Annotated in this window: 14 protein-coding genes; 11 read left to right on the forward strand and 3 right to left on the reverse strand. The window is 36.8% G+C overall.

The genetic code is table 11. From position 1 onward, the window contains the following. Positions 1-42 precede the first annotated feature (42 nt). The 9 genes from ACPDHL_RS06325 to carB all read left to right on the forward strand — a co-directional run bounded on the left by ACPDHL_RS06325 (position 43) and on the right by carB (position 11,575). Positions 43-1,935 (forward strand): tetratricopeptide repeat-containing sensor histidine kinase, encoded by a 1,893-nt coding sequence (locus ACPDHL_RS06325; RefSeq protein ID WP_430531949.1) that lies wholly within the window; start codon positions 43-45, stop codon positions 1,933-1,935. Continuing rightward, on the forward strand, positions 1,925-2,557 hold the full coding sequence (locus ACPDHL_RS06330; RefSeq protein ID WP_430531950.1) for a response regulator: 633 nt from the start codon (positions 1,925-1,927) through the stop codon (positions 2,555-2,557). The genes ACPDHL_RS06325 and ACPDHL_RS06330 overlap by 11 nt, the downstream gene beginning before the upstream one ends. A gap of 194 nt (positions 2,558-2,751) precedes the next feature. Then, entirely contained in the window at positions 2,752-3,993 is a 1,242-nt protein-coding gene (locus tag ACPDHL_RS06335; protein ID WP_430531951.1) for an ABC transporter permease, read from the forward strand. A gap of 59 nt (positions 3,994-4,052) precedes the next feature. Beyond that, positions 4,053-4,517, forward strand: a complete 465-nt coding sequence (locus ACPDHL_RS06340) for an SgcJ/EcaC family oxidoreductase (RefSeq protein ID WP_430531952.1) — start codon at positions 4,053-4,055, stop codon at positions 4,515-4,517. Between the two features lie 103 nt (positions 4,518-4,620). Continuing rightward, positions 4,621-5,217, forward strand: coding sequence for a hypothetical protein (locus ACPDHL_RS06345; protein WP_430531953.1), 597 nt, complete (start codon positions 4,621-4,623; stop codon positions 5,215-5,217). A gap of 35 nt (positions 5,218-5,252) precedes the next feature. Further along, entirely contained in the window at positions 5,253-7,502 is a 2,250-nt protein-coding gene (locus tag ACPDHL_RS06350) for a tetratricopeptide repeat-containing sensor histidine kinase (RefSeq protein WP_430531954.1), read from the forward strand. A 3-nt stretch (positions 7,503-7,505) separates the two neighbouring features. Beyond that, positions 7,506-8,138: a response regulator gene (locus ACPDHL_RS06355; RefSeq protein WP_430531955.1), complete on the forward strand. Its 633-nt coding sequence runs from the start codon at positions 7,506-7,508 to the stop codon at positions 8,136-8,138. 279 nt (positions 8,139-8,417) lie between these two features. Further along, entirely contained in the window at positions 8,418-8,579 is a 162-nt protein-coding gene (gene rpmH / locus ACPDHL_RS06360; RefSeq protein ID WP_002990519.1) for a 50S ribosomal protein L34, read from the forward strand. Between the two features lie 143 nt (positions 8,580-8,722). Then, positions 8,723-11,575: a carbamoyl-phosphate synthase large subunit gene (gene carB, locus ACPDHL_RS06365; RefSeq protein ID WP_430531956.1), complete on the forward strand. Its 2,853-nt coding sequence runs from the start codon at positions 8,723-8,725 to the stop codon at positions 11,573-11,575. A 40-nt stretch (positions 11,576-11,615) separates the two neighbouring features. Here the strand turns inward: carB and ACPDHL_RS06370 are convergent, their stop codons facing one another. After that, on the reverse strand, positions 11,616-12,053 hold the full coding sequence (locus ACPDHL_RS06370; RefSeq protein WP_430531957.1) for a hypothetical protein: 438 nt from the start codon (positions 12,051-12,053) through the stop codon (positions 11,616-11,618). A gap of 259 nt (positions 12,054-12,312) precedes the next feature. Here ACPDHL_RS06370 and ACPDHL_RS06375 point away from each other — a divergent pair, with 259 nt between their 5' ends. Together ACPDHL_RS06375 and mgtE are read left to right on the forward strand one after the other, a co-directional pair. Then, a complete protein-coding gene (locus tag ACPDHL_RS06375) occupies positions 12,313-13,623 on the forward strand; it encodes a DNA recombination protein RmuC (protein ID WP_430531958.1) in 1,311 nt (436 codons plus the stop codon). A gap of 278 nt (positions 13,624-13,901) precedes the next feature. Beyond that, a complete protein-coding gene (mgtE, locus tag ACPDHL_RS06380; RefSeq protein WP_430531959.1) occupies positions 13,902-15,215 on the forward strand; it encodes a magnesium transporter in 1,314 nt (437 codons plus the stop codon). A 131-nt stretch (positions 15,216-15,346) separates the two neighbouring features. On the opposite strand, the gene ACPDHL_RS06385 is transcribed toward mgtE, so the two are convergent. Together ACPDHL_RS06385 and ACPDHL_RS06390 are read right to left on the reverse strand one after the other, a co-directional pair. Continuing rightward, the gene (locus ACPDHL_RS06385) at positions 15,347-15,568 is read right to left on the reverse strand and encodes a hypothetical protein (RefSeq protein ID WP_430531960.1); all 222 of its coding nucleotides are present in this window, start codon (positions 15,566-15,568) and stop codon (positions 15,347-15,349) included. 29 nt (positions 15,569-15,597) lie between these two features. Continuing rightward, a complete protein-coding gene (locus ACPDHL_RS06390; RefSeq protein WP_430531961.1) occupies positions 15,598-16,839 on the reverse strand; it encodes an MFS transporter in 1,242 nt (413 codons plus the stop codon). Positions 16,840-16,954 lie beyond the last annotated feature (115 nt).

Below are 16,954 nucleotides of genomic sequence, written 5' to 3' on the forward strand. Positions count from 1 at the left end.
GGGTTAATTTCCCAAAAAAATCACGCACAACTTCCGTTAGATATGGAACAATATGCTAAAGATTTATACAAATCGTTAGAGACAGCTTCTAGCGATAGTTTACGTGCAACGATTTACTTTAATTTAGTTACGTATTGGACACCTAAAGACTCGTTAAAAACTTTTGAATATTTAGAAAAAGGGCATGAAATGATTCATAACAACTTGTTTTTAAAAGGGATGTATCATGCAAAAAAGGGATATTATTATTACGCAAAAGGAAATCTGGAAGAAAGCAAAAAACACTATTTAACAGCCGATTCTTTCTTGGATAAAATTCAGGGAAACGAAGAAAGTTACAAAATACAATCTGATATTTGGAATAATATTGCGGTGATTCATCAAATTGAGGATGAAGATAAAAAGTTTGTAGAACTAACGCTGAATAAAGCGATTCCGTTTGCGGAAAAAGCAAAAGATAATAGCAGACTTGCTACGCTTAACATTAGTTTGGGGATAGGTTTTATGAATTTAGAACAATACGAAAAAGCAATTGTTTACCTTTTAAATGCTGAAAAGCTTCTTCTATCTCAAGAAAATCAAAAGCACAGATTGATCAGTATGTACAATCGCATAGCCGAATGTTATGTTATCCTTAACAAAACAGATAAAGCAAAAGATTATATTGATAAAGCAAGAGAAATTCTCAAAAACAATCCTGATGCTGATCAAAAAAGTATTTTTTATTTGATAGAAGGTTTATACTTCCAAAAAAACCATCAATTTAACTCCGCATTAAATTCATACAACAAAGCCTTAACATTTACAGGAGGTCCAAATAAAACCTATCATATACATGAAATAAACATGTACAAGGTTACTTTATTATTGGAGATGAAACGTTTTAATGAGGCTTTACAATTAGGCTTATTATTAGAAAAAGATCCCTTTACTAATGAAGTTGGTGCAAACAAAACGTCAGTTTACAGGCATATTTCAGATGCTTATATCGGATTAGGAAAAACAGAAAACGCCTATGAGTATTTAAAAAAGTACAGCAATCTTACTATAGAAATACATGATCAGGGCTTCAAGAAGCAGATTAATGATTTAGAATTAAAATACGATGTTGCACGGAAAGAAAAAGAATTACTACTTGCTAAAAGTAACGAAGAAGAAGCCCAGTTTAACTTAAAGAACAGTAAATTAATTACGGCTTTAGCACTTTCCGGCGCTGTTATTTTATTGCTAATTACACTCATTACTCTTAATTATTACCGAAATAATAAACGTCGATTACTTCAAAATGAAATTATTCATCAACAGAAAATTAAAGAAAAAAGCACGGAAGCAAAATTGGCAGTAAAAAATGCCATATTAGAAAACGAAGAGCAAGAACGGCAGCGAATAGCACAAGATTTGCATGATAGTATGGGTGGAATGCTTGCGAATATACGCATGTCAATCTCTCAAGAAAATGCTCCTAATTCGGGTGAGTTATTGCAAAAAATAGATAAATCCATGGTAGAAATGCGTCGTATAGCCAGAAATCTAATGCCCGAAACACTAAAAAACCTTGGGTTGGAAATTGCACTGAAAGAACTTTGTGAATCCATGTCACAAAAACAATTTAACATTCAGTTTGAAGCTTTCGATGTATCAGACAACATCCCATTTAAAGTACAATTATCTTTATATCGCATAGCTCAGGAAAGCATCAGTAACATCATCAAACACGCACAGGCAAACAATGTTATTGTTCAAATTAGTCAACACCAAAATACAATAAACCTGACGATTGAAGACGACGGCATTGGTTTTGATACATCTAAGGTAGATTATGGCTTAGGTGTAAAAAATATTAAAAGCCGAACAGCGTTAATAAATGGAACTGTAGAGATTTTATCGGAAGCAGGAAAAGGAACCACCATAAATATAGAATGCTATGTATCCTAATGATCGTTTGAATTTGGTAATAGTCGATGACCATCCGATGATTTTAGAAGGGTTGAAATCGTTATTGCAACAGGTAGGTAAGTTTCAACTATTTTCTTTTACAAGAGGATTGGCAGCACTAGATTTTATACAAGAAAACACAGCTGATATTATACTGTTAGACATTGTACTGAACGATGGAAGTGGTTTGGATTTCTGCAAAGCAATTAAACAAAAATCGCCTAAAACCATTGTTATCGGGATCAGTAATCAAGCAGAACGCAGCATTATATTTCGTTTTTTAGAAAATGGCGGAAACGGCTACATCTTAAAAAATGCAGATGCTTGCGAAATCATTCAATGTATTGATAATGCCATAAGTGGAGGAATTGCCTTAAGCAAAGAAGTACAGGAAATTATGTTATCTGCTTCATCAAACAATGTTGAGTTGCCAAGACTAACCAAGCGAGAACAGCAGGTGTTAGAATCAATTGCTAAAGGGAATACCTCTGCTGAAATTGCTGAAAAATTATTCATCTCCGTTATTACTGTAGAAACACACCGTAGAAATTTATTGCAAAAATTCAAGGCTAAAAATATGATCGAATTGGTCAAAATTGCGACAGATAATAAATTGATATAAATTCATTCATTTATCTCCCTAATTTTATATTGGTTTTGGTGTTCGATGAACCTACACTGCGTTTCGGTTTCCCATTTATCTCACCTAGTTTATATTTGTTTTGGTGTTCGATGAACCTACACTGCGTTTCAGTTTCCCATTTCTTTTTCTATCTTTACTCGTAACATTTCACCCTTTTCAGCTACTTATTAATCATGTGGAAAATAACGCTTGAAAATATAAAAATCGCTGCGACTAGTATCAAAAGTCAATTGCTTCGCACCTTTATCACGGTGTTTATTATTGCTATAGGCATATGGGCTTTAGTGGGTATTCTCTCCGTAGTAAGTGCATTAAAAAATACCATTGTTGAAGATTTCTCTTCGATGGGTGCCAACACGTTTACCATTAGTCAGTATGATACAGCAGGAAGAATAGCGAAAAATCAATCCAATCAAGTAGAAAATCCAACAATTACCTATGTGCAAGCGGTAGACTTTAAAGAGCGTTACCGCTACCCTTTTTCTGCCGTTTCGCTGTCTTTTAATGCGGCCACTAATATTGAAGTAAAAAACGATTACGTCAAAACAGATCCCGAAGTCAGCATTGTAGGGGCAGATGAGAATTACTTAGCCAACAGTGGGCTACAAATTGAAAGAGGGCGAACGTTGAGCTATACAGACTGTAAGAATAACCACTTTGTTTGCGTAGTAGGTTCTGATTTTTCTAAAAACATGTTTAAGGGACAATCGCCTATTGATCAGGTAATTTCTATTCGCGGATACAAATTTAAAGTGGTAGGAATACTCAAAGAACAAGGCAGTACGTTTGGTCAAAATGAAGATCAACGTATCTTTATTCCCCTTCAAATTGCCCGAAATATCTTTAATACGGCTAATATTAATTACACCATCAAAGTGGGGATCCTCCAAGAAGGCTTATTAAATGAAGCAATTGATCAAGCGACACTTGATTTTAGAACCAGCAGAAACCTAGCAGTTTCTCAGGAATCTAATTTTGGAATTGAACGCAGTGATGATATGATCCGATCCTTAGAAAATCAGGTAAGCATGTTAAATATAGCCGCTTGGTTAATTGGGATGATCACGATCTTGGGATCTTCTATTGCTCTGATGAATATCATGTTGGTATCTGTTACGGAGCGAACCAAAGAAATAGGTATTCGCAAATCACTTGGTGCAAAGCGCAAGACTATAGCGCAACAGTTTTTTACGGAAACCCTTATTATTGGACAACTTGGCGGACTCTTAGGCACCTTACTTGGCGTTGGAACAGCCTATTTGATGACTTCATTTCTTCATTTTTCCTTTGCTATTCCGTGGTCAGCTATTTCAGCTGCTTTTATTACCACGCTAGTTGTTGCGGTTATTTCTGGTTTATATCCTGCCATTAAAGCATCTAAATTGGACCCTGTAGAAGCCTTGCGTTACGAATAAGTTAATCCTTAAGGCAAATCCCTTTACGTTGTTTATTTTTACCTTCATAAAGAATTAGCATGAATAGAACTTTACCGGAACAGATCGCCGAGCAATTTGTAACAGCATGGAATCAATACGATGCAAAGCAATTAGCTGCACTCTTTGTTGAAGATGCAGATTTCGTTAATGTTACTGGATTATGGTGGCAAAACAAAGCAGCCATTTATCAAGCTCATGACTATGGCTTGCGCGTGATTTTCAATCAATCACACTTAGAATTAAAACGCACCAAAGTTAGATACCTTACCGATACTATTGCCACCGTACACGCTCGTATACGATTGAGTAAGCAAACTGCTCTCAGTACAAATGAAGCGCCTCAGATTCGCAACACCTTGTTTTTATTTGTCACGCAAAAAATTGACGATTGTTGGTTTTGTGTAGCCGCTCAAAATGTAGAAGTACAAGATGGAAAAGAAACATTCATCAAAAAAGAAGATGGCAGTTTTGAAGCGGTTAACTATGGGAAATTCAAAAAATAGAAAGCCTTTATTTACTAAATAAAACACAAACTCATCATTTTTAGGGAGTACAACAAAACGGCTTAATTGTTACTTTTGTAAGCAACTAACAATCTTTCTATTTATGAACAAACTATTTTTGACCCTAGGTCTTAGCCTTTGTACTTGGGTAGTAACACATGCACAAGAAGTGACAACAAAAACAATCCTCGTTAAACAAGGAGGAAAAACCTTGGTCATTGATCAAAAAACACAAAATATCACCTTAAAACCCGAACGCTTTAGTATTGAATTTTTAAACAAACCGTATCAGAATAAAAAAAATCTATTCTATGCTGCTAAAGCCTTACTGACAGACAATAGTCAATTTGTCAATGAATATGAATCCATGTCTTTTGATGATATCGCTTTTTTTAGTCCTGGTACAGGATTTGCAGCATCTTTTGATCAAAACCAATTCTTTCCTAATTTGAGCGAAGAAGGGCACCAATATTTGTACTACGCATCCAATAGCGATCACCGTATCAATAAAATTGGCACACAAAAAGAATGGGATATTTACCAATGGAACCTCGATGGAGTAAATATTGATGGCAATGAAATCACGTGGTCCAATTATCGCATTGGAGAATTGTATCTTTACTTTGTGGTGGATCAAAACTTAAATAATACCATCGATCCGGATGAACATCATTTAATTCGAATTACCTTTAAAAAATAAATTCACGAATAAAGTGAATCGCTAAGCAATTGTCTATGTCGTATTTTTCTAAATTTTCATTTCCGTTTCTTCTATTTTTTGGGTGGTGTATCCTCAGTTGTATTTCCACTCGCGTGTACGGACAAGAAATTTTGACGTTATACAAAGAACAATACGACAAAACAGTGGCGGGCAGTAGTGGGCGTTTTGATTTAGTAGGAAAATACGCACAAGCCCTGTATTTTCACGAACAACAAGAACAAGCTCAACTGCTTTTAAAAGAGAATATTCAGCTAGCGGAGCAACAAGCAGACAAGGCCAATGCGGCCTACCTCTATGCAATCTTAGCCATGAATGCCAAGCTCAATGAGCAAACCAAAGAGGCGAATGATGCCATTGGCAAAGCGCTAAATTACGCCCAACAAATCGATCACTTTGAAATCAAAGCCTATGTCAATTATTGTCAGGGATGGATTTATGTACGCGACGATCAGGAGGCCAAAGCGGTTCAATCGTTTTTAACTGCCATAACGTGGTTTGAAAAAGCACCTTCGTCTCCAACTAAATTAAGTCGATTATCAGCAACCTATAAAGAGTTAACTAGTATTTATGCCAGTTGGGATGATTACGAACTACAAGAAAAATACAGCAAACTCACACTAGATGTTGCTATTCAACAAAATAATCCCAATTCACTTTTTGATGCCTATATGATGATGGGCTATTTATACGAAAGCGAATTCTCGCACAACAACAACAATATTTATGCCCGAGATTTAGCAGAGAACTTCTATAAAAAGGCGATTAAAACCTATGAAAAAAATCAGGAATTGATTCCCTTTCGCTCGGATTTGGCTTTTGTTGCCAATAATCTAGCAAGTTTATACTTGCGTGCATTTCCCAAACAATACAACAAACAGGCTACGTACTATGCTACACTAGCGCTGGAACAAGCTAAAGAAAGCAATCAAGCTAATTTTCAAGCCTCGTCTTATGGAATCTTAGCCGAAATTGCCCTACAACAAGACGATACCCAAACGGCTACTGCACATCTATTATCTGCCTTATCAGCCATCAACAGTACCAATCTTCCCGATAAGAATACTTTGCTCTCCATCTATGAGAGTTTGGCGTATTTACACGAAGCTGAAGGAAATAACGAAGCCGCTTTATACTTTAATAAGCTTTACTTACAGACCTATCAATCGATCTACGATCAAGATAAACTAGAAGTGAGTAAGCGCTTAGAAGCACAATACGAAAAAGAGCAACAAAAACAACAATTATTGACCTTGCAATTGGCTTCTGAAAAAAAAGAACAGCAAATTCAATTGATGAAAACGTTGGGATTACAGCAACTTCAGGAATTAGAAAACTTAAAATTGTCCGAAGAAAACCAACGTAAAAAACTAGAAATTAGCCAATTAGAAACAGAAACACATGCGCAGGCGCTTCAATTGTCTCAACTTGAAAATGACAACAAGCTACTGGATATCCAGCATTTTAAAAAAACACTGTCCTATCAGGAAAAACTCAAGACGTATTTCTTAGCCTTATCCCTTGTTTTTGGCGTACTTGTTTTTGTTCTGCTTTACGTGTACAAACAGCGTACAAAGAGTATGAAGCAACAAAATGAGCTTTACAATTTAGCACTAGAAAAAGAAAAGCAACACGCCAAAATCGCTACACTGACGGCACTTTTGGACGGGCAAGAACAGGAGCGATCGCGCTTAGCTCGAGATTTACACGACGGATTAGGAGGGTTGCTTTCTGGAACGAAAATTCAATTGAGTACGCTCAATACTAAAATACCAGCCGAAAACAAGTCGGAGATGAGTAAATCCATGGAACATTTAGACAACGCTGTAGATGAACTCAGACGGGTAGCCCATAACTTAATGCCCGATCTATTAATCAAATACGGTTTAGAAGAAGCCTTAAAAGAATATGCCAACCGCATGTCTACGGATCAACTGGATATTGCCGTCCAATTTTTGGGCTACACCCATACCCTAGAACAAGACAAACAATTATTGGTCTATCGCATTATACAAGAATTGGTCAACAATGCCTTAAAACATGCCGATCCTCAACAGATCATTATTCAACTCGTTGAAAACAACGATTCCTATATGGTGACCATCGAAGATGATGGTTGTGGCTTTGAACTAGAACAGGTTCAACAAACCCAATCAGCAGGATTACACAACATCCAGTCCAGGGTGCAGTTCCTCAAAGGGGACTTGCACATTCATTCAGAACTAAACCTCGGAACGAGTATTGATTTTCAATTCCCAAAAATATAACACATGATAAAAGTAGCGTTAACTGACGATCATCCTTTGTTATTGGAAGGATTAAAAAACATATTAAACAAACAAGAGCACATTCAAGTGACGGGATGCTATCCTTCTATTGACGCACTCCAAAAAGGGTTAAAAAAAAATCCCATTCACATTTTATTGTTGGACATTAACCTATCTGACATCAACAGCTTAGATTGGATCAAACCCCTGAAAAAGAAACACCCTGAGATGCAAATCATCATGTTGAGTGTTCACAATGAGTATGCTGTAATAAACAGTTCCTTGCAAGAAGGAGCCTCGGGATACATTCAAAAAAATGCATCTGTCGATGAAATTGTACAGGGAATTTATACAGTACACGACCAAGCAACATTCTTGTGTTCTCAAACCCAAATGGTTTTAGAAAAGAAAAGCAAAACGGGTTTAAATATTATTCCCAAACTCACCCGACGCGAAAAAGAAGTATTGGTAGAAGCTGCTCAGGGATTTACAACACAACAAATCGCCGATCGTCTGTTTATTAGTACCCATACAGTAGACAGTCATCGAAAGAATTTGATTGAGAAATTTCAAACCACCAATCTGAGTTCTGTGATTACTTTGGCGATTGAATACGGCTTGATCAAAAAAGCATAAACCCAAGCGCCATTTGATTTGAGTCGGTCAAAGCCTTACGAGACTGAGTCCTCCTGCTCGTGGAAATAAAAATATTTTCCTTATCTTTGGTCGAAAGTCACGCCCTTTTTTCCTTAGAAATGGAATTGAAATCGGCACTATTCGCAAGTTTCTGAAAATATTTTGCAAAAAGACTTTGTAAGATTCAAATGACTTTATATATTTGCACTCGGTTTTGGCGCAAGTATATCAAAGCTGATTTTTTGAAAAGTAAAATACTAAGATTTAAAGATAAACGCAATGAGCAAGAGAACGTTTCAACCTTCAAATAGAAAAAGAAGAAACAAACATGGTTTCATGGAAAGAATGTCTACTCCTAACGGTAGAAAAGTATTAGCTGCTAGAAGAGCTAAAGGAAGACATAAATTAACTGTTTCTTGTGAAACAAAACATAAGCATTAATGTTTTGATCAAAATATAAATAAAGGTGTTACTCATTTGGTAGTAACGCCTTTTTTTATACTTTGTCGGAAGCATCACAATACAATCACACACACTATACTTACTTTTTAAGCGAAGTAGTAAATAATAAACAACACAAGAAAATGCCTAAAGACACTTCTATCAAGACCGTACTAATCATTGGTTCAGGACCAATCATCATCGGACAAGCTTGCGAATTTGATTATTCAGGTTCACAATCAGCAAGATCATTAAGAGAAGAGGGAATTAAAGTTATCTTAGTTAACTCGAACCCCGCAACAATTATGACCGACCCATCTATGGCGGATCATATTTATCTAAAGCCATTAACTGCACGTTCAATTATTGAAATTTTAGTTGCTCATCCAGAAATTGATGCTGTGTTACCTACCATGGGAGGACAAACAGCCTTAAACTTATGTCTGGAATGTGATGAAAAGGGAATTTGGGCAGACTTTGGTGTTCGTTTAATTGGTGTAGATATTAACGCAATTAATATCACAGAAGACCGCGAACAATTCAAACAATTATTAGAGCGTATTGATGTACCTGCTGCACCTGCAAAAACAGCTACCTCTTACTTACAAGGAAAAGAAATCGCACAAGAATTCGGTTTTCCTTTGGTTATTCGTCCTTCGTTTACCCTTGGAGGGACAGGAGCTGCTTTTGTTCACCATGCAGAAGATTTTGACGATTTATTAACCCGCGGACTTGAAGCTTCTCCAATCCACGAAGTTTTAATTGACAAAGCTTTATTGGGATGGAAAGAGTATGAATTAGAGCTATTGCGCGATAAAAATGACAACGTTGTTATTATCTGTACTATCGAAAATATGGATCCTATGGGAATTCATACGGGAGACAGTATCACAGTAGCACCAGCGATGACTTTATCGGATCGTACCTTCCAAAAAATGCGCGATCTATCAATCAAGATGATGCGCAGTATCGGAAACTTCGCAGGAGGATGTAACGTACAGTTTGCCGTATCTCCAGACGAAAAAGAAGATATCGTAGCCATCGAGATTAACCCACGTGTTTCTCGTTCATCTGCACTTGCTTCTAAAGCAACTGGATACCCAATTGCTAAAATCGCTACGAAATTAGCCTTAGGATATACCTTAGATGAATTGCAAAACCAAATTACAAAATCGACATCTGCTTTATTTGAGCCGACATTAGACTATGTAATTGTGAAAATCCCACGTTGGAACTTTGATAAATTCGAAGGAGCAGATAGAACCCTAGGGTTACAAATGAAATCAGTAGGAGAAGTAATGGGAATTGGACGCTCATTCCAAGAAGCCTTACACAAAGCTACGCAATCGCTAGAGATCAAACGCAACGGTTTAGGCGCAGATGGTAAAGGATATACCAACTATGACCAAATCATCGATAAATTGACGCATGCAAGTTGGGACCGCGTATTCGTGATCTACGATGCAATTCAACACGGAATTCCATTGAGTAGAATTCACGAAATCACAAAAATCGACATGTGGTTCCTGAAACAATACGAAGAGCTTTATCTGTTAGAAAAAGAAATTTCGAATTACACGATCGAAACTTTACCTAAAGATTTGTTACTAGAGGCAAAACAAAAAGGATTTGCGGATAGACAAATTGCTCATATGTTGAAAACATTAGAGAGTAAAGTACACGAGTTGAGAGATAAGATGGATATCCAACGTGTATTCAAATTAGTAGATACCTGTGCGGCTGAATTCCCAGCAAAAACACCATACTACTATTCTACTTTCGAAGCAGATATTCAAAAAGCAGATGGAACAAGATATGTTTCAAATGAGAGTATCGTTACAGACAAGAAAAAAGTAGTGGTACTAGGTTCAGGACCAAACCGTATTGGTCAGGGAATTGAGTTTGACTACTCTTGTGTACACGGGGTATTAGCTGCAGAAGAAGCAGGATATGAAACTATTATGATTAACTGTAATCCGGAAACAGTTTCAACGGATTTCGATACAGCGAACAAATTGTATTTCGAACCTGTATTCTGGGAGCATATTTACGATATTATTCGCCATGAAAAACCAGAAGGAGTTATTGTACAATTAGGTGGACAAACGGCTTTAAAATTAGCCGAAAAATTACACCGTCATGGAATTAAAATCTTCGGAACTAGCTTTGACGCTTTAGACTTAGCAGAAGACCGCGGACGCTTCTCTACACTATTAGAAGAGTTAAACATTCCATTCCCACAATTTGGTGTAGCGAAAACAGCAGATCAAGCGTTAAAATTAGCCGATCAATTGGATTTCCCATTACTAGTTCGCCCTTCTTATGTACTAGGTGGACAAGGAATGAAGATTGTAATCAACAAAAAAGAATTAGAAGAACACGTTATTGATTTATTAAACCAAATCCCAGGTAACTCTCTTTTATTAGACCACTATTTAGATGGGGCAATCGAAGCAGAAGCAGATGCAATCTGTGATGGTGAAAACGTCTATATTATCGGAATCATGGAGCATATTGAGCCATGTGGAGTTCACTCTGGAGATAGCCACGCCATGTTACCACCATTCAACTTGGGAGAATTTGTTTTAAACCAAATCAAAGACCATACAAGAAAAATTGCTGTTGCACTACAAACCGTAGGGTTAATCAACATCCAATTTGCAATTAAAGACGATATCGTATACATCATTGAAGCCAATCCAAGAGCTTCAAGAACGGTACCTTTTATTGCAAAAGCATATGGAGAACCGTATGTAAACTACGCTACGAAAGTAATGCTAGGGCAAAATAAAGTAACAGATTTTACCTTCAATCCACAGTTGAAAGGATATGCCATCAAAACACCAGTATTCTCTTTCAATAAGTTTAGAGATGTGAATAAAGCATTAGGTCCTGAGATGAAATCAACAGGAGAAAGTATTTTGTTCATCGACAACTTAAGAGATGACCAATTTTATGAAATCTATTCTCGTAGAAAGATGTACTTGAGTAAATAAAATAAAAAACTCTTCCCTAGGGAAGAGTTTTTTATTTGTATTAAATTTCTTTTAAGCCTCCCATAACAGGTCCCTTTCTAGGTGAAAAGCTATAGAGTATGCCTCCAACACAGGCTTCATATTCTCCAGCTTTATCTCCTTTACCTACGCGGATAAGAAAGACTGCACTACTCACTACATTGTGGCCTCCAGCTATACGTCTTCTTAATTCTTCTAGTTGATAATCACCCAGGGCAACATCTCCTCTACTCCTAGCTCTCATCTCATCTACATAGGAGAAGTTACAGCTTACATATTCCTCTTTTATAACGGTTCTCTTTCGACTGTTACCAATCCAATTACTACTCATTGACTTTGATTCCGCCGAGTCCTTTGTTTCAATTGCTGCAGCTGCAACTACGTCCTTCTTCATTTCTTGTGCCTGAAGTCCAGCGGTAAATAACAATAAACCTAAAACTGCAAATCCTATTTTTTTCATATCAGACCTTTTTATATTCCTATGCTGCGTTCTACTTAACACAAAGGAAAGTATTTAAAATCAAATCTAACTTACTGTTAATTTACAACTTATAATTTGAATAAAAAAACAAATTAACAACTTACTATTAAAAATAGGTTAGACCATCTTTTTTATTTTAACAAATACTTTTGATTATTTGCTACAAATCGGCACAAACCAAATACTACATAACCGCGCAATAATGTCTATTTTTGGAGGATAATCTAACTGTTGTATTATGTCGCAAGAAATTACCCTTGGTCTTTTAGTCCTTTCTATTTTACTTATTGCTTTTCTCCTCGGAAAAAAGACAACAGCCAAAACCGCTACTACTGCGGATCAGTTGCAACTTTTGGCGGAGAAAGACTTTCTACTTCAACAAAACCAGCAATTGCAAGCAGATAAGATCAAAATAGAAGAACAAACAGAAATACTTCGTCAGGACAATCAAGAGCTAATTGCGCGTATCTCTATTCGGGAAACGGAATTGCTTAATCTAAAAGAAAAACTTGAGGTACAACAAAAGCAAACCTTGGAATTACAGGAAAAATTTACTGTTCAATTTGAAAATCTAGCCAATAAAATACTCGAAGAAAAAAGCAATAAGTTTACGCAGCTCAACAAGGCACAAATGCAAACGATCCTCACCCCATTACAAGAAAAAATAGGTCTATTTGAACAAAAGGTAGAACAGACACACAAGGAGAGTATTGATCATCATGCAGCCTTACGTCAACAAATTTTTGGACTCCAACAGGTACATGCCAAGATGAGTGAAGAAACCGTAAACCTGACCAAAGCCCTCAAAGGAGATAACAAAATGCAAGGGAATTGGGGAGAAATGATACTGGAAAGTGTATTGGAAAAATCGGGTCTAGAAAAAGATAGAGAGTATAAAACACAACCGAGTTACACCAGTGAAAATGGCAATCGCCTGCAACCTGACGTCGTGATCTACCTGCCCGATCACCGTCACCTTGTCGTCGATTCTAAAGTATCCTTAGTGGCTTATGAGCAATATATTAATACCTCAGAATCACAAGAGCAAAACCGTTTTCTACAAGAGCATATTCTCTCAATTAAACGACATATTGAAAACTTATCAGACAAAAATTACTACGAATTATACAAGGGGACAAGTCCCGATTTCGTTCTGCTATTTATTCCGATTGAAACGGCTTTTTCCGTAGCAGTAAATGCGGATAATACGCTATATACTAAAGCATTTGAAAAAAACATTGTCATTGTTACGCCTTCTACCCTACTCGCAACCTTGCGAACGGTAGAAACCATTTGGAGACAGCAAAAACAACAGGAAAATGCCTATGAAATTGCCCGACAAGCAGGCTTACTGCACGATAAATTTGTAGGCCTCATCAACGATCTGACCAAAATAGGTAAAAAACTAGAGGAAACGCGAAATGAATATGATAATGCATTCAACAAACTGAGCCTTGGTAAAGGTAATTTACTAACCTCCGTCCAAAAACTCAAAGACATGGGAGCGAAAGCGAAAAAAACAATTGATCCTACTTTGTTAGAAGAATAGCGTTGTTTGAAATTTGGCGTTTGGCATTTGGTGTTCGGCATTTGACGTTTGGTGTTTGGCTTTGGTGTTTGGCTTTGGTGTTTGGCTTTGGAATTACGATTTACCCTTTTCCCTTTTCCCTTTTCCCTTTTCCCTTTTCCCTTTTCCATAACCAATAACTTTTTTTCATTACTTTTATTATTAGAATATGATTAGAAATTTTAATTTCCTATATCTAAGCTGTACTTTTGCACGTGAATTGAAAAAATGATTGTTAAACACTTTATAAAATTCTACCTATGTTTTTTAAAGATATGCACCCAGCCGACATTGCTGAAGCTATTTCAGAAATGAGAAGAAGAGAACGAAATCTTCATTTTCTAAAGCTTTCCCCCGAGCTGAAGGTCGAAGTGTTTTCATTTTTAGATATTAATATTCAGGAAGAAATTGTACGCAGTATGACGCGTGAAGACTACGCAGAGGTACTGAATAATTTAGAGCCTGACGACAGAACGGAACTATTAGAAAATTTCCCTGATGAATTAATCAAGTATTCCATCAATCTACTAAACGATACAGAGAAGCAAATTGCTTTAAATCTAATCGGGTATAAAGAGGATAGTATTGCGCGTTTAATGACGCCTTTGTACATTCAAACCAAAGCAAATAAAACGGTTAAACAAGTCTTACAACACATCAAAAAATATGGTAAAAAGGCAGAAACCTTAAACTATATTTACGTGGTAGATGATCATAATGTTTTGATTGATGACTTAAAAATCGGCCAATTATTAATGGCAGAGGAAGATACGCTAATCGCGGACCTTATTGATCACAACTTCGTTTCTTTGGTAACGACTATGCCCATGGAAGATGCTTTCGATATTTTTGAGAAATACGATCGCTCAGCCATGCCTATTATAACCGAAAAAGGTGTTTTAGTAGGTATTGTAACCTTCGATGATATCCTTGATAAAATTAAAGAACGAGACACCGAAGACATCCAAAAATTCGGGGGGATGGAAGAATTAGACCTATCCTATACGCATACGCCCTTAGCGGAATTAGTTAAAAAACGCGCAGGTTGGTTGATTGTGTTATTTTTAGGAGAAATGTTAACCGCATCTGCTATGGCTTACTATGACCAAGAAATAGAAAAAGCGGTTGTATTAGCGCTATTTGTACCACTTATTATTTCCAGTGGAGGTAACTCAGGTTCTCAGGCTGCCTCTTTAATTATTCGTGCCATGGCCATTGGAGAGCTTAAACTTAGTGATTGGTGGTATGTGATGCGCAAGGAAATTGCCTCTGGATTAATGCTGGGAAGTATCTTAGGTATCATTGGTTTTGTGCGTATTTTCATTTGGCAAGAAGCCGGTATTTACGACTACGGAGAATATTGGTTATATGTGGGCTTGAGTGTTTCTATTTCCTTACTATTCATTGTGCTTTGGGGAACGTTATCTGGTTCTATTATCCCTTTTGTTTTAAAGAAATTTGGTATGGACCCCGCCACTGCCTCGGCACCTTTTGTCGCTACCTTGGTAGACGTTTCAGGATTGATCATCTACTTTACTATTGCTGCGATGTTCCTGACAGGAAAACTATTGTAAATCAACGAAACACCATAAAAAAATCCGATAGGCCTTACCTATCGGATTTTTTATATCATTACCAAAGGGATAACTCCTTTTGGATACTTTGTCTTTCCATACACGTCTAACTTTTCTAGACGCAGCTGACTTTAATTAACTCCTTTACTCGTTGGTAATTCGGTGCCTTTATCGATCAGGTGTAAATTTTTATCGATGTTGTAGTATAGCTGTGGATTCACCGTATCTTGATAAACAGTAACACTCGTTTGATATTCATCGGCATAAGCTACTGTTGCTTGTTTACTACTACACGATACCAAAGCCAATAGGGTTACCAAAATCCCAGCATAGAAAAGAATACTATAGTTCATATGTTTCTAATTTTAGGGAAGATACAACATTATTCCTCTCTAAAAGAAACTTTTTTCATGTTAGGTAAGAAGCAAGCAATAATCCCCAACAGCGGCAAATAAGCACATACGCTGTAGATATATTCAATAGAGGTATGATCGGCCCACCATCCTAACAAAGCTGAACCTAATCCGCCCATACCAAAGGCAAAACCGTAAAATAAACCAGATACCATTCCAATTTTCTTAGGCAATAATTCTTGAGCATACACCAAAATAGATGGGAATGCAGAGGAAATAATAAAACCAATAACCACAATGAGTATCCCCGTCCAAGCCAAATCTACATGGGGCAACAACAGCGTAAAAGGAGCTGCTCCTAGCACTGAAAACCAAATGATATACTTGCGCCCTACCTTATCTCCTAAAAATCCGCCAATCAACGTTCCCAAAGCAACGGCAATTAAAAAGTAAAACAAATACACTTGAGCCTGTACTTCCGTAATGCCAAATTTATCCATCGTATAGAACTGGAAATAACTCGAGATACTCGCTACGTAGAAATACTTGGAAAAAATTAAAAGCAAGAGAACAACAATCGCGCTGTTGACTTTAAATGCAGATAGTTCTGGAATGCGTATTTTCTTCTTCTCTTTTGTTGCTGCATGACTTAGAATGCCCTTATACCAGGTTCCGATAAAATAGTACACAAACTGAGCGATAATGGCCACAACCACAAACCACAAGAGATGTTGTTGTCCTTGAGGCAAAACAAGCCAAGCCACTAAAAGAGGGGCTAATGCAGTTCCTGTATTTCCACCAATCTGAAAAATAGACTGCGCCAAACTTCGCTTACCGCCAGATGCTACATAAGAAACACGGGAAGACTCAGGATGGAAAATCGAAGATCCTATTCCAATACAAGTAACCGCTACTAATACCCAAAAATAACTTGGAGCAAATGCCAGTAAAATCACACCTATAGTGGTGCATAACATGCCGTAAATTTGAGAGTAAGGTTGAGGTCTTTTATCTGTAAAATTACCTACTAAAGGTTGTAAAAGCGAAGAGGACATTTGATAAAAGAACGTAATCAATCCAATTTGCGCAAAACTTAACTGGTAATTTTCTTTTAATAGTGGATACGTAGCAGGAACGATAGCCTGTAACAAATCATTGCATAAGTGCCCAAAACTAATAGCGAGTAAAATTGGATAAACAGTCTGATGAGAGAGCGTTTGCTTGTTTACTTTGTCCAACACTTTGTGCTGAATACTTAAAATTTTGTTCATAACCTAAATTTGAAGTACACAAAGGTAAGTATTTTTTATCCTGCTTTAGGTGTTTGGGACTTCCTAAACTCCATTACTACTAAAAGCGTCATCTTTTATTAGCAATCATTTTAAT

It is taken from the genome of Myroides sp. C15-4, assembly GCF_050522745.1.
In the GTDB taxonomy this organism is placed as follows: Bacteria; Bacteroidota; Bacteroidia; order Flavobacteriales; family Flavobacteriaceae; genus Flavobacterium.